The organism is Planococcus sp. ANT_H30 (assembly GCF_008369335.1).
Taxonomy (GTDB): Bacteria; Bacillota; Bacilli; order Bacillales_A; family Planococcaceae; genus Planococcus; species Planococcus kocurii.
The window spans coordinates 70,682-85,819 of record NZ_VOBJ01000002.1; the positions used below are offsets into that span (position 1 = coordinate 70,682).

A 15,138-nucleotide genomic window follows, 5' to 3' on the forward strand; every position below is an offset into this window, starting at 1 on the left:
ATGAGGAGGGCATTCCATGGCAAAGCTATTTGAATCATTTACAATCAAAGAAACTGTTTTTAAAAATCGTATCGTTATGGCACCGATGTGTATGTACCAAAGTGATCAAGAAGATGGCAAAATAACAGACTGGCACCGCGTTCATTATCCAAGTCGTGCAGTCGGAGGCGTCGGTCTCATTATTACAGAAGCAACAGCAGTTCAACCACAAGGTCGCATTTCATCAAGAGATCTTGGCATTTGGAATGATCACCAGATTGATGGACAAGCAGAAGTTGTCCGGTTGATGAAACAAAACGGTGCCAAAACTGGCATTCAATTGGCACACGCTGGTAGAAAAGCAACAGTTGACGGCATTATCTATTCTGCAAGTGCTATTGCTTTTGATGACAGCTATCAAACACCCAAAGAAATGTCTTTAAGAGACATTGAAGAAACAATTGAAGCGTTTAAAAACGGAGCGATCCGCGCGAAAAAAGCCGGATTCGATGTCATCGAAATTCATGCAGCACATGGATACTTAATCAACCAATTCTTGTCTCCTTTAACCAATAAACGGAGCGACTTATACGGTGGTAACGCTGAAAACCGTTATCGTCTTTTGAAACAAGTCATAGATGTTGTCAATGAAGTATGGAACGGCCCGCTATTCGTTCGAATTTCTGCGCACGATTACAGTGATGGGGGCATGACACCAGAGCAATATGTAGAAATGTCGCAATGGATGAAACAGCAAGGCGTCGATTTAATCGATGTTAGTTCTGGTGCTGTGGTACCAGCCCGCATATCGGTATTCCCTGGCTACCAAGTACCATTTGCAGAAACCATCAAAAAGCTCACACCAATTGCGACTGGTGCAGTTGGCTTGATCACTAGTCCGTTGCAAGCAGAAGAGATTCTCCAAAATGAGCGTGCAGATATGATCTTCCTGGCACGCGAGCTGCTTCGCGACCCTTATTGGGCATATACTGCTGCTAAAGAACTTAAAGCGGAAATCACCGCTCCAGTGCCGTATGAACGTGGTTGGGTATAAGGCGGTTGCAAAATACTTAAGATTTAGTATACTTAAGATAACGTAAAAAACCGAATGCTTTCGCATTCGGCCAGCTGTATGCCGCCACGAGAGCGGTTGGCTGGAATATAGGCTTAAAAATAACCGTCATTCCACGCCACATGGGACGGTTATTTTTTTTTGTTAATGACCAAAATCATGGAAACGACAAGTGTTAATGCGCTGATCGTTAATCCGATACTCGCAAAAACGAGACCGAATGATTCTGTGATGGTCATGATACCACCCCCTTTCAACGGGAATGGCCAAACCGCCCTCATACAACTGTAACTTTATTTTAACACAAAAAGAACGTATGTTCTATTATTCCCAAAAATAATTTTATTATTAACCAAAAAAAGCCATCCCCTAGGAATGACTTGGCTGTTTTTTCCTAATTTTTTTAGCGTGCTGTAGCCATTCCAACTCTAAAAAATCGTGAGCAATAAATCCATGTGGCTGTATTTCCCTCATTTGTTTCAACAAAAATTTGTCGTCTTCCGGTAAAAAACGTGCACTAATATGATTTATGATTAATGCAGTAGCACCAGCTAAACGAGCTGTTTTAGCAGCATCATATACGGTTGAATGGCCATATTCGCCAGCCATCTTTTTAGCAGTGCCATCAAAGGTTGCCTCATGCACTAAAACATCAGCCCCTTGACTCAACTCGACAGCAGCGTGACAAAACCGCGTATCTCCCAGAATTGCAACAACAAATCCTCGCTCTTCTGGCTCAGTTACATCTTGACTACGGACTAATTGACCAGTAAGGGTTTCCACATCTTCCCCATTTTTTAACTTCGCTAGTAACGGACCTTTTGGAACACCAAGAGCTAGTGCTTTGTTAATAAGTAACTTTGGCGGTAATGGTTTTTGGGTAATTCTAAAACCATAGGACGGAATAACATGATATAGCAGCCGGGTTTCTACTGTCATTAGCTCATCCTCAAATAACAAACCTTCTACTAATTCATGATAAACAACCGAGTAAGTTAAATGCGTACGACTCAATTTTAACGTCATTTCAATGTATTCTTTAATTCCCGAGGGACCATAAATTTCAAGTGGTTCATCTCCGCCTTGGAATGAACGAGACCCGAGAAGGCCAGGCAAGCCGAAAATATGATCTCCATGCATATGAGTAATAAAAATTTTTTCGATTTTGCGCGGCTTAATGGTTGTATGGAGAATTTGGTGCTGCGTCGCTTCTCCGCAGTCAAATAACCAAACAGTTCCCCTTTCTTCCAGCAATTTTAGTACTAATGCAGAAGTATTACGTTGTTTAGAAGGCATTCCAGCACCGGTACCAAGAAATAATAATTGCATATGTCTCCTACTTTCTGTCATGATCATGATCGTCAAGAAAATCTTTACTAAAGCTTGTTTGGGAATCATAGTTTACTTTTTTTATTTTTGTTCCTCGTGTTAAGACACTTTTCCCAAAACGACTTTCCAGTTTAGCCATCAAATCGAGGATAGGTTCTTCTTTAACATGTTCTTGGAAATTGAAAATCGACAATTGTTCTGTCATATCGACTTTAGCAGCCACATTCGATACCGTCACGCCAATCAGCCGCAAAGGCTCACCGTTCCAATGCTTCGTAAACAATTGCCATGCATTGCGGTGAATATCATCGGCTTTCCAAACCGTGTTGTTTAGCGTAACGCTGCGCGTTCTGTTTTTCCAATCAGAGCTACGGGTTTGAATGCTGACGGTGGGACCCGCTAATTCTTTAGCTTCTAGACGGTTAGCCACTTTTTGACTGAGCTGACGAAATAAGGCTTTTAAATTTTGTTCATCTGTTTCATCTACCGGTAGGGTAGTTGACGTACCCACACTTTTTGTATCATAAATCGAATCGGGATCAACTTGACGGTCATCGATACCATTGGCACGTGCCTGCAGGCGAACTCCATTTTTACCCATCTTTTCTTTAATCAACCCTTCATTTGCTAGAGCCAACTCACCGATTGTTTCGATTTTCAAACTTTTTAGCCTCGTTGCTGTACTGTCACCAATACCATGCATATCAATGACGGGATTTGGCCATAGTAAAGTTTGAATATCGCGTTTTCGCAATATCGTAATGCCCATCGGTTTTTTCATATCGGAAGCCGTTTTGGCTAAAAATTTATTAGGAGCAATGCCAATAGAGCAAGGCAAGTCTAATTCGGCAAGCAAGCGTTGTTGAATGTTTTTAGCAATTTCAAGTGCATGCTGTTGTTGTGTCAATTCCGTGACGTCCACATAGCCCTCGTCAATCGATACGGGTTCGACCATCTCCGTATAGGAACGCAAAATCTCGAACATTGCTTTAGAGGCTGCTCGGTAACGTTCAAAATTCGGTGGCAATACTAAAAGTCCAGGAAACTTACGTTTGGCTTCATGTACTTGCATTGTCGTATAAATGCCATAGGCTCTCGCTTCGTAGGAACACGTAACGATAATGCCTTTACGTTCCTTGGGATTTCCAGCTATAGCAATCGCTTTGCCTTTTAGTTCCGGATTATGTGATTGTTCAACGGAAGCATAAAAACTATTCATATCAATATGAAAAATAACTCGGCTAGCCATAAAGCGCTCTCCACTTTCCTTTTCTTTTCTTTTCAGTGTATCAAAAAAAGAGAGAACATACATCCTGTTCTCTCTTTTCTGTGAAGCTTCTATTAGTTAGTTAGTAGTTGATTCTTTAACAATTTCAACGAGTAATTCCGTCAATTTTTCAAGTTCTTCGATTGGCATCCGTTCATTTTTTGTATGGATCTCTTCATAGCCTACACATAAGTTAACAGTAGGGACACCAAAACCGTTGAAAATATTAGCATCACTACCGCCTCCACTTGTTAGGATTGGCGACGGACGACCGATTTTAGCTGCTGCTTTTTGAGCAATTTCAACAACTGGATCCATGTCATCAAAGTAGAATCCTGGATACATTAGTTTAACTTCTGTTTTTGCACGTCCACCTAGATTTTCTGCTACTTGTTCAAAAACAGTTTCCATGTGGATAGTCTGTGCAGCTAGTTTGTCTTCGCTAATTGAACGTGCTTCTGACAAAATATGGACTTCATCACAAACAATGTTAGTAGCACCGCCACCTTCAAAATGTCCGATATTTGCTGTTGTTTCTTCATCTATACGGCCTAAGGTCATTTTAGCAATGGCTTTTGCAGCAATACTAATAGCTGAAATTCCTTTTTCTGGTGCAATTCCAGCATGTGCTGTTTTCCCATAAATGGTCGTCCACAATTTCGCTTGGTTTGGTGCAGCTGTAACAATGCCCCCAACTTTACCGTCGCTGTCTACGGCATAGCCGTATTTTGCAATTAATAGCGAAGGATCCATTTCTTTCGCACCGACCAAGCCACTTTCTTCTCCAGCTGTAATAACCAATTGAATATCGCCATGCTCAATTTGCTGTTCCTGAAGCACCCGGATCATTTCAAACAAAGCAGCAATACCTGCTTTGTCATCTGCACCTAAAATCGTCGTGCCGTCTGAATAAACATAGCCGTCACGAATTTCAGGTTTAACCCCTACTCCCGGTGTAACGGTGTCCATGTGAACTGTGAAATATATAGGCGCAACATGACTTAATGTTCCCCGCAGTGTAGCAATAATATTACCTGCACCATGACCTGTAACTTCAGCTGTATTGTCTATTACAACATGAAAACCCATCGCTTCAAGCTTAGTTTTTAAAATTAGAGAAATGACGCCTTCGTGTTTTGTTTCAGAATCAATTTGAAGCAATTCCAAAAATTCATCCATTAATCTTTCGCTATTCATCTAAAACACTCCTTCTATATCTTACAGCGGCATATTGCCGTGTTTTTTTGCAGGACGCGTATCTTTTTTATTGTGCATCATTTCTAATGCTTGAATCAATTTGATGCGCGTTTCGCGTGGGTCAATAACATCATCGACCATGCCACGGGCAGCCGCAACATAAGGATTCGCGAATTTAACACGGTATTCCTCAATTTTTGCTGCACGCGTTTCTTCTGGGTTGTCGCTTGCCGCGATTTCGCGTGCAAAAATGATATTCGCTGCGCCATTTGGACCCATAACCGCAATTTCTGCATTTGGCCATGAATAAACCAAATCCGCACCGATAGATTTAGAGTTAAGTGCAACGTAAGCACCGCCGTACGCTTTTCTTAGGATCACAGTCATTTTAGGCACAGTTGCTTCTGAATAAGCATATAAAATTTTCGCTCCGTGACGGATAATACCGCCGTGTTCTTGCTTAATACCTGGGAAGAATCCTGTAACATCTTCAAATGTAATCAGCGGAATATTAAACGAATCACAGAAGCGAATAAAACGGGCTGCTTTATCAGAAGAATCGATATCAAGCCCACCTGCCATGACTTTCGGTTGGTTACAGATTAACCCAACCGTTTCTCCTTTGATGCGTGCCAGGCCAATAACAATGTTACGCGCAAATTCTGGTTGCACTTCCATGAAACTGTCTTTATCGACAACTTGTTCAACTACCTTACGCACGTCATATGGCCGAATCGCTTCAAAAGGGACGACGTCAGCTAAATCTGGACGGTAATCATCTTCTTCTCCACCATCCAGACGCGGAGGCATTTCCGTATTATTCTGCGGCAAATAGCTAATCAATTGACGTACCATTTCCAGCACTTTTTGTTCTGAGTCCCCACGGAAGTGCGCATTGCCGCTAATTGCTGTATGTACTTTCGATCCTCCAAGGTCTTCAGAGGAAATTTTCTCACCAGTAACGGTTTCAATGACTTTCGGTCCAGTAATAAACATTTGGCTCGTTTTATCGACCATAAACACAAAGTCCGTAATCGCTGGCGAATAAACTGCGCCGCCTGCAGAAGGTCCCATAATAACAGAGATTTGCGGAATAACTCCAGAATAAATCGAGTTGCGATAAAAAATCTGGCCATAGCCATCTAGGGACAAGACACCTTCTTGAATACGTGCACCACCGGAATCGTTTAACCCGATAAAAGGTGCGCCGTTTCGCGCAGCTAAATCCATGACATTGGCAATTTTTTTCGCATGCATTTCCCCTAAAGCTCCACCAAAAACAGTAAAGTCCTGCGAAAACAAGTAAATCGCTCTGCCATTTACTTTACCGTACCCTGTGACTACCCCTTCACCAGGACCTTCTGCCATACCGAAATCGGTTGTGCGATGTTCAACAAACGGGCTCAGTTCAACAAATGTTCCCTCGTCGACTAATAAATCAATTCGTTCACGCGCTGTCAGCTTGCCTTTATCGTGCTGCTTTTTGATGCGCTCTTCGCCACCACCAAGTTCGATCTCGCGTTTACGGTCGTACAATTCATTGATTCTTTCGTAAATATCCATTTCCCCACTCCCAATCACTCTTTTTCGCAAAGTTCGTACAATACCCCATTTGATGATTTCGGATGCAAAAAGGCTACCATTGCTCCACCTGCACCCGGCTTTGGCTGTTCGTTTAGTAGTTGGACACCTTTGTCACGCAGTTCTTCCATTCGCTGTTCAATATTGACGACACCAAATGCAATATGGTGAATGCCTTCACCCTTTTTCTCTAAAAATTTGAAAATGGCACTTTGTTCATCCATCGGTTCCAGTAATTCTAGTTTGACATTTCCCGCATCGATAAATGCGACGCGTACTTTCTGAGACTCTACTTCTTCGATTTTCATCAGTGACAATCCGAGTGTATCCGTGTAATAAGGAAGGACAGCATTCAAATCCCGCACTGCGATTCCGATATGATCTACTTTTTTCATCCTAGTTTCACTTCCTTTTTTATCTTCTCTCTTATTGTACAGATTCGCTGTTAAAAACTCTAGTTGTTAGCGAATATTTGGAAAACCGTAGCGTGTCTCTTCAACTTCTACTCAATATATGATATGATTTCCTCAAGGATTTGATTGATAAAGGAGCTTACCACTAATGAGAAACGCAGCTTTTCGCAAGTTTATCGTTTATGCGATGATTGGCATCATGCTACTATCAAGCTTTATGTTTGGTTTGAGCTTTATCCTTTAATGGATTTTAAAAGACAGCAAGAGCTAAATCGCTCTTGCTGTCTTTTTGATTTTCATTTTTGGGAAACGTATAGAGTTAGCCGGCTACTTCTGTTTTTCTTGTTTGAAAGCCTTTATAGGATTGCTTGATTTCCAAATACGTTTCCATTTCATGAATCACTTGGTAAAGTTCCGCCATGGCGAGGAATTTTTCGTGACTGTCGGGTAGTGGCAGTGCAGCAAAGTTTTCTTTGACTTTATTTAACTTAGATATATAGCGATGCGCTGTATTGCCTGAGTGAACGTGCTCTGACAAATCTTGCAGAAAGTCAGCGACCAAATCTGTTTGATCCACGATTACTGGCAACGCTGTAATTTTCGGTAAAATACGCTCAATAATTTCAAGTTGCTGTTCACGCATTTCAAAGTAATGATAATATTTGTTTTCATGGCGTCTAATGTGATTTTCAACGTCTTGATACGCCAACGCTTTTGCTTTTTCCAGCAACTTTCGGGCATCCATCAATTCTTTGCCGCTCCATACAGATTCTCTTTCCCTCAAATAAATAACAATTTCACGAAAAATAGAGGCGTATAGATTTTCAATTTCGTAACGATAGCTTTTCAGCTTTTTTTCAATGCTCGGCATGTACATATTGACGACCAACGCTGTACCAAAACCCACAAGCATCAGAATCAATTCATTTGTCAGTAAATCCATATCTAGATTTTTGGCATCGTATATATGCAGCAAAATTACGGCACTTGATACAAAACCATCTTGAAAACGTAAGGTTACCAACAAAGGAATAAAGAGGACAATGAGAACACCAATCATAACAGGATGGTAAGAAATCCCTTCGAAAAAGATGAACGCATAAAGGATACCGATCAAACTGGCGATAAACCGAGAAAACGCTGCACGAATCGACTTTCTCTTCGTCGGTTGTATACAAAGAATCGTTAAAATTCCAGCAGATACATAATAATCAAGCTGGAGCAATTGAGCTAACGAAATAGCAACGGCTACACCTAGCGCGGTTTTCAACGTACGATAACCAATTGAATAAGGCTTAAAATTCAGCTTCATTGTCCCCTCCAAATTTAGACATGAAAAAGATGCCTCCATAAAGAGGCACCTTTTTTAAACTTCTTCGCAATGCTGTTCAAATATCGCTTGGATATGCGTAATAACAGACATAGGATCATGTCCTTCAATTTCATGACGACCGATCTCGTCAACCATTTTTCCGTCTTTCATAAAAACGAATGATGGCGAAGACGGTAAGTGATCGTCACCGAAAATTGCGCGTGCTTGAGCAGTTGCTTCTTTATCTTGCCCAGCAAAAACGGTAAACAAACTATCTGGACGCTTATCGTAGTGAATCGAATGCAAAGCTGCTGGACGAGCAATGCCGCCTGCACATCCACATACCGAGTTAATCATGACAAGGCTAGTTCCTTTTTGTGAAAATGCTTCATTTACAGCTTCAGCTGTTTCGAGCTGTGTATATCCACCATCAATCAATTCTTGGCGAGCTTGTGTTGCTATATCGTTCATTAGGAAGTTAAAATCCATGCTCATCAAATACCACTCCTTATTATTGCTTCTTTTATCATAGCAGTTGTTCTGTTGACTTGCAAAAAAAGCTTACTCAAAAAGCCGGACGATTGCCTGCGCTACAGTCAATTCATCGCTCAATACTTGCTTTTCTAAGACAGTCACCAATTGACGGCGATTCACATCGTTAAAAAAGCGACTATGTAACTCGTCTGTAATCATCGAACGGAACCAATCTTTTGTTTGTTCTTGACGACGCCGCTTCCAAAATCCGCTGTTTTTTACTGCCATTTCAAATTCCTGAATCATTTCCCAAACGCCTGGAATACCCGTACTTTCTACAGAAGAAGCAGCAATCGGTCTAGTTGTCCAACTTTCAGTTGCCGGCTGCAGAAAATGCAGCATTTGCTTGTACTCTGCCACTGTTCGTTTTGCCAGTCGGACATTATCTCCGTCCGCTTTATGGACGACAATCGCATCCGCCAATTCCAATATCCCTTTTTTCATCCCCTGTAATTCATCCCCAGCACCTGTCAACACTAATAACAAAAACATGTCGACCATACCACGAACTAAAGTTTCACTTTGACCAACTCCGACTGTTTCCACTAAAATTATATCGTATCCTGCCGCTTCACAGAGCAGCATCGTTTCGCGCGTCTTTTTATGAACACCACCAAGTGTGCCGGCTGTAGGTGACGGCCGGATAAAGGCATTCGGATTTCGCGCTAACTCCTCCATACGGGTTTTGTCTCCGAGAATACTGCCACCAGTAAGCGATGAGCTTGGATCAATCGCCAGTACCGCAACACGGTGGCCAAGACTTGTCAGCATTTCACCAAAGGTTTCAATAAAAGTGCTTTTCCCAGCTCCGGGTACGCCGGTAATGCCAATACGCAGACTGTCGCCTGTAAACGGCAGCAATTGGTTGAGCAATTCCTGACCGTTTTGTTTATGTTCTGGATTTGAGCTTTCAAGTAAGGTAATTGCTTTTCCAAGATACAGCCGCGATCCGCTCTGTACGCCTTGTGCAATGGTTTCAATATCCAAATTTCCAGTATCCGGTTTCTTGAACTTTTTCCGTGGCAAAGGTTTCATGCCGTCATGCGCTTCATGAACACCTTCCATGACACGTCTGGAATTTTTTTCATGGCTCATCAGTCTGCCACTTCCTCATAACCCAAACGCACGTAAATTTCTTCGATAACTTTTTGTGCCGCTACTGGGATGACGGTTCCAGGACCAAAAATAGCACTAGCTCCATTGTTGCGCAAAAACTCATAATCTTGCGCGGGAATAACTCCCCCAACAACAATCAATATATCTTCTCGTCCAATTTTCGTAAGCTCTGCTTTTAAATCTGGAACCAATGTCATATGTCCAGCTGCTAGTGAACTCACACCAATAACATGAACATCATTTTCCACTGCTTGTTGCGCTGTTTCAGCTGGTGTTTGGAATAATGGGCCAATGTCAACGTCAAAGCCCAAATCAGCAAATGCCGTGGCAATAACTTTCGCTCCGCGATCATGGCCGTCTTGACCCATTTTGGCAATTAAAATACGTGGGCGACGCCCTTCATTCTCAATAAAGTCTTCTGTCATTTTTTTGACGATTTCCATTTCTTGTTGATTTGAGAAATTTGAACTATAAACCCCACTCACTGAACGAATCACCGCCTTATGCCTTCCAGATGCTTTTTCAATGGCGTCGGAGATTTCACCGAGAGATGCGCGGTGACGTGCCGCTTCAATGGCACAAGCTAAAATATTGTCTTTCCCGCTTTGTGCTGCTTTTGTCAATGTTTCTAGAGCTGTTGCAACTTTTTCACTGTCGCGTTCAGCTTTCATCCGATCTAATCGTTCAATCTGCGTTTTACGAACCATTGTATTATCGATATTCAAAATATCGATCGGATCTTCTTGATCGAGACGGTACTTGTTGACACCAATAATGACTTCTTCATTGGAATCGATTTGCGCCTGCTTTTTCGCTGCGGCTTCCTCAATACGCATTTTAGGTAAACCCGTTTCGATAGCTTTCGCCATTCCACCTAGTTCTTCAACTTCTTCAATCAATTCCCATGCTTTTTCCATTAATTCATTCGTTAAGGTCTCAACGTAGTATGAACCGCCCCATGGATCGATAACATTGGTCATCATCGTTTCTTCTTGAAGGAATAATTGTGTATTGCGGGCAATTCTTGCAGAAAAATCTGTCGGTAGGGCAATGGCTTCATCGAGTGCATTCGTATGAAGCGATTGCGTATGACCCATTGCCGCTGCATTGGCTTCGATCAATGTGCGTGTGACGTTATTAAACGGATCTTGCTCAGTCAAACTCCATCCTGATGTTTGCGAATGTGTCCGCAAAGCCAATGCCTTGTCATTTTTCGGATTGAAAGTTTTCATCATTTTTGCCCAGATTTCTCGTCCTGCACGCATTTTTGCAATTTCCATGAAATAATTCATGCCAATGCCCCAGAAAAACGACAACCGCGGTGCGAAATGATCGATATCTATGCCTGCCGCAAGTCCCGTCCGAACGTATTCAAGCCCGTCTGCTAGTGTATAAGCTAGTTCAAGATCTGCCGTTGCGCCTGCTTCTTGGATATGATAACCAGAAATCGAAATTGAATTAAATTTCGGCATATGATCTGAAGTATATTTAAAAATATCTGCGATAATTTGCATCGACATGGCTGGCGGATATATATACGTATTACGTACCATATATTCCTTTAAAATATCATTTTGAATTGTCCCCGCTAGTTGGTCAGGAGATACACCTTGTTCTTCAGCTGCGACAATAAAAAACGCCATAATCGGCACAACTGCACCGTTCATCGTCATAGATACTGACATCTGATCCAATGGAATGCCATCAAACAAAATTTTCATGTCTTCAACGCTGTCAATGGCAACGCCTGCTTTACCAACGTCTCCAACAACGCGCTCGTGGTCTGAGTCATAGCCACGGTGTGTCGCCAAATCAAAAGCAACGGATAAGCCTTTTTGCCCCATCGCTAAATTGCGACGATAAAAGGCATTACTTTCCTCTGCAGTTGAAAATCCAGCGTACTGGCGCACAGTCCAAGGACGCGAAACGTACATCGTTGGATACGGACCGCGAACATTTGGAGCAAATCCTGGCATGCTTTCTTTTAGAAAATCGATATCTTTTGCCGTATAAACTGGCTTAATAGCAATTCCTTCATTTGTTGTAAAGACGCTTTGTTGTTCGACCGTTTGAGTCGCGGTAGCTAATTGATCAAGCGTTACTTTTGAAAAATCGGGTTTAGCCATTAGAACGCCTCCTTTCCTAAAGCGAGAATTTTTTCGAGTTTTGTAGTCATATGCTTACCAGAATAGAGCGTTTCATTAATACCAAATTGTGCCCACTCTGATAGCTGTTCTTTTGGATACCTACCTGCGAGATCAATACTCGCCTTTGTATCCAATCCAGCTACAACTGCCTCAACTGCCTCTTTTGATCCACACAACACACCATAATCAATCGCTTCATTTGCTAAAAATTGATTAATTTCTTTAGCCGTCGCTAAATGTGAACTTACTAGAGGCTCTATTCCCCCTACTGCTAAAAAGCCTGAAACAAAGTCAACTTGTGCTTTTATGTTCTTTACTGGCTCGAGAAGAATGATTGCAGATTTTAAGTTCACTACTTTACTTTGTGCACGAAGATTTTCAAATGGTGTTGCCAAACGTTTAGCTGTCATGTATTCCAAGTGACTGTCACCTATTTTCGAGTCTCTCACGGGTTCTTGTGGATTGGCATAAATATTCGTGCCAATCAGCGACTGTTGACGCGTTGCGATATTGTTTTCTCGATCAACCCATTTTGCTTGAATATCGTCTGTTAACCAGCCTGATTTAATAACTTCGGAATAGCCACCTGCTTGTTCGATTTCCAGGAAATAATTCCATCCAGCTTCTACGTACTCTTTCGTTAAAGTTTCAACAAAATACGAGCCGGCTGAAGGATCCACCACATGAGACACATGGGCCTCTTCTTTTATGACCAATTGGACGTTGCGCGCGATACGTCTGCTCGATAAATCCGATTTGGTCAAAAAATCATGCGGATGGACAGTATGCGCATCTGTGCCACCAAGAACAGCCGCAAATGTGGAATTTCCTGCACGCAATAAATTCACATAAGGATCTAGCTTTGAGTAAGAACGGACAGACGTTTCTGTAAATAATGGAATCATCGGCGCTTCTTCTCCAAAAGCAGAACTGAAAGCTTGCCATAATACACGGAATGCACGCAACTTTGCGATTTCTTGGAAGAATTGTGTATCTACAGCAAAGCGAATCCACGTATTTTTAGCAGTTTCCGAAAAATCACTCTCTGCCATTCGTTCTGACAGAATACTCAGTGCAACGCCTAGTTCGTGTACGGCTGTTCCTCCAGCATGATGAATTGGAATGGTATCTACCAATTGAGTTCGAACGTTTTCTGGGGCTTCCACAGCTTCTTCAGAAAAAACAACACCTTGTACGTGTGCTAGCTGTTCAGGTGCCACAAAATCAAAAACACGCAAAATGCCTTGATCGTCACTTGTCAATTTAAAGTACAACGGTTTTTCGGTGATCAATCCTGCCAACTCACTCAATTGCTCATCTGTCCAATCAAATTTGCCGAATCCTGTATAGACAACGGTTTCATTTCCGCGAAGTATATCGTCTTTCATCAAAGTTAAATATTGTTCTGCCGACTCGGCCGTCACTTCTTGTGCCACCAACCAACTCGGCTGATATTTGCCATGTTGGATAGCCGCCACTTGTGCCGGTACATAACTCCCTAATTGATCGAGCATGTTTTTGGTGTATAGCGGTTCAAGTGTAATATCTTCGATTGTTGAAGTTTTCAACGTTTCATCAAAAGGTTTGCCTTTAATCGCTTTTTCAGCTGCCTGCTGCCATTCACTATATGTACGCTTTGGAAATTGTATGTTCTTCATCGATTCGATTGTCAAACTATTCCCTCCTCAAAGGCTATCTGTCTTCATTTTAACCGACTCGACGCCGACATTAAAGCAAAAAAAGCTTGAAGTCCGAAGACTCCAGCTTTTCTTAGTAAACAGATGTATTTTCTTTTGACATATTCTCTAATATTTCTTTGACGCGAGCCAAGAATTGACCGCAAACAAGACCATCAAGTACACGGTGATCGAGTGAAAGACAAAGGTTCACCATGTCACGCGCTGCAATCATTCCGTTATCCATAATAACCGGACGTTTTACAATTGACTCAACTTGCATAATTGCTGCTTGCGGATGGTTGATGATGCCCATTGACTGAACAGAACCAAATGATCCTGTATTGTTTACAGTGAATGTTCCACCTTGCATATCAGCTGATTTTATTTTGCCTGAACGTGCTTTTAATGCCAATTCGTTTACTTCTTTGCCAATGCCTTTAACCGATTTTTCATCAGAATTTCTGATGACCGGAACAAACAAAGCACTGTCAGAAGCAACTGCAATTGAAATATTGATATCTTTTTTCTGGATAATTTTATCTCCCGCCCACATCGAGTTCATCATTGGGAATTCTTTCAAAGCTTGTGATACAGCTTTTACGAAGAAAGCAAAATACGTAATATTAAAGCCTTCTTTTTTCTTAAATTCGCCTTTGATCGAATCACGGTATTGAACAAGGTTCGTAACATCCACTTCAATCATCATCCATGCGTGCGGTGCTTCGTGTTTACTCTTCAGCATATTTGCTGCAATCGCTCTACGAACACCCGTGACTGGAATTTCAATATCTCCCGGAGCACTTTCGATTGGAGCAGGTGCGGCTTTTGGTGCTTCTGGAGTTGCTATTGCTTGCTGCGCAGCCGGTTGTTCTTGTTGCGTTGGTGTCTGTGCTGCAGGCACATCTCCAGCTTTTGGAATAGTTCCGCTGTCAATCAACTTCATTAAATCTTTACGCGTAATACGGCCTTCGTTTCCTGAACCGTCCACTTGGGTTAAGTCGATATCGTTGTCTTGAGCCAAGCGCAAGACAGCTGGTGAATAACGGCCTTTTGAACCAGCTGGTTTCGCAGGTTGAGCTGCCGTTTTTGTTTCTTCTTTTTTGCCTGCTGACGGTGCTGCTGATTGTTCATCAGGTGCATTTTTTTCTTCTTTTACAGGTGCAGAGTTGCCGCCTTCAGTTTCAATCGTGCAGACAATTTCACCGACTGCTAGAGTTTCACCTTCTGAAGCAATTAATTCCTTAACAACTCCTGTGAACGATGATGGAACTTCCGCTGTCACTTTATCTGTATTAACTTCAGCGAGTGGATCATATTTATTTACATGATCACCTGGCTGGACAAGCCATTTTTCAATGGTGCCTTCTGTGACACTTTCACCCAGCTGGGGCATTTTGATGTTTTCAATAGCCAAGGGAATTCCTCCTTTACTTGTCGTTCGGTTTTATGTTTCTTACTCTTTAAGTAATAAGCCACTCTGACTGTGCGGCAAAAGACACCGCTGCCAGTGCG

At 42.1% G+C, this 15,138-nt stretch carries 13 protein-coding genes; 2 read left to right on the top strand and 11 right to left on the bottom strand.

Annotation, left to right across the window (positions count from 1 at the left end; genetic code table 11):
- The first annotated feature begins 16 nt into the window (after positions 1-16).
- Positions 17-1,033, top strand: a complete 1,017-nt coding sequence (namA, locus tag FQ085_RS06210) for an NADPH dehydrogenase NamA (protein ID WP_149456197.1) — start codon at positions 17-19, stop codon at positions 1,031-1,033.
- 387 nt (positions 1,034-1,420) lie between these two features.
- Here namA and rnz read toward each other — a convergent pair whose 3' ends face one another.
- The 5 genes from rnz to mce form a co-directional block, all read right to left on the bottom strand.
- Positions 1,421-2,380, bottom strand: coding sequence for a ribonuclease Z (gene rnz, locus FQ085_RS06215; RefSeq protein ID WP_149456198.1), 960 nt, complete (start codon positions 2,378-2,380; stop codon positions 1,421-1,423).
- Positions 2,381-2,387: 7 nt separating this feature from the next.
- A complete protein-coding gene (locus FQ085_RS06220; protein WP_149456199.1) occupies positions 2,388-3,629 on the bottom strand; it encodes a DNA polymerase IV in 1,242 nt (413 codons plus the stop codon).
- 96 nt (positions 3,630-3,725) lie between these two features.
- The gene (locus FQ085_RS06225; RefSeq protein ID WP_058385479.1) at positions 3,726-4,844 is read right to left on the bottom strand and encodes a M20/M25/M40 family metallo-hydrolase; all 1,119 of its coding nucleotides are present in this window, start codon (positions 4,842-4,844) and stop codon (positions 3,726-3,728) included.
- Positions 4,845-4,865: 21 nt separating this feature from the next.
- Entirely contained in the window at positions 4,866-6,407 is a 1,542-nt protein-coding gene (locus FQ085_RS06230; protein WP_149456200.1) for an acyl-CoA carboxylase subunit beta, read from the bottom strand.
- Positions 6,408-6,421: 14 nt separating this feature from the next.
- On the bottom strand, positions 6,422-6,820 hold the full coding sequence (mce, locus tag FQ085_RS06235; protein WP_058385481.1) for a methylmalonyl-CoA epimerase: 399 nt from the start codon (positions 6,818-6,820) through the stop codon (positions 6,422-6,424).
- A gap of 166 nt (positions 6,821-6,986) precedes the next feature.
- Here mce and prli42 point away from each other — a divergent pair, with 166 nt between their 5' ends.
- Positions 6,987-7,082, top strand: a complete 96-nt coding sequence (gene prli42 / locus FQ085_RS06240; protein WP_149456201.1) for a stressosome-associated protein Prli42 — start codon at positions 6,987-6,989, stop codon at positions 7,080-7,082.
- A 75-nt stretch (positions 7,083-7,157) separates the two neighbouring features.
- Here prli42 and FQ085_RS06245 read toward each other — a convergent pair whose 3' ends face one another.
- The 6 genes from FQ085_RS06245 to FQ085_RS06270 all read right to left on the bottom strand — a co-directional run bounded on the left by FQ085_RS06245 (position 7,158) and on the right by FQ085_RS06270 (position 15,040).
- Positions 7,158-8,150 (bottom strand): aromatic acid exporter family protein, encoded by a 993-nt coding sequence (locus tag FQ085_RS06245; RefSeq protein ID WP_149456202.1) that lies wholly within the window; start codon positions 8,148-8,150, stop codon positions 7,158-7,160.
- A gap of 54 nt (positions 8,151-8,204) precedes the next feature.
- The gene (locus tag FQ085_RS06250; RefSeq protein ID WP_058385483.1) at positions 8,205-8,645 is read right to left on the bottom strand and encodes a BrxA/BrxB family bacilliredoxin; all 441 of its coding nucleotides are present in this window, start codon (positions 8,643-8,645) and stop codon (positions 8,205-8,207) included.
- A 66-nt stretch (positions 8,646-8,711) separates the two neighbouring features.
- Complete coding sequence (gene meaB, locus FQ085_RS06255) at positions 8,712-9,779, bottom strand: methylmalonyl Co-A mutase-associated GTPase MeaB (protein WP_058385484.1); 1,068 nt, start codon at positions 9,777-9,779, stop codon at positions 8,712-8,714.
- A complete protein-coding gene (gene scpA / locus FQ085_RS06260) occupies positions 9,779-11,926 on the bottom strand; it encodes a methylmalonyl-CoA mutase (protein WP_149456203.1) in 2,148 nt (715 codons plus the stop codon). The genes meaB and scpA overlap by 1 nt, the downstream gene beginning before the upstream one ends.
- Positions 11,926-13,620: a methylmalonyl-CoA mutase family protein gene (locus tag FQ085_RS06265; protein WP_149456204.1), complete on the bottom strand. Its 1,695-nt coding sequence runs from the start codon at positions 13,618-13,620 to the stop codon at positions 11,926-11,928. Before FQ085_RS06265 ends, scpA begins: the two co-directional genes overlap by 1 nt.
- Positions 13,621-13,717: 97 nt before the next feature.
- Positions 13,718-15,040: a dihydrolipoamide acetyltransferase family protein gene (locus tag FQ085_RS06270; RefSeq protein ID WP_058385487.1), complete on the bottom strand. Its 1,323-nt coding sequence runs from the start codon at positions 15,038-15,040 to the stop codon at positions 13,718-13,720.
- Positions 15,041-15,138: the final 98 nt, after the last annotated feature.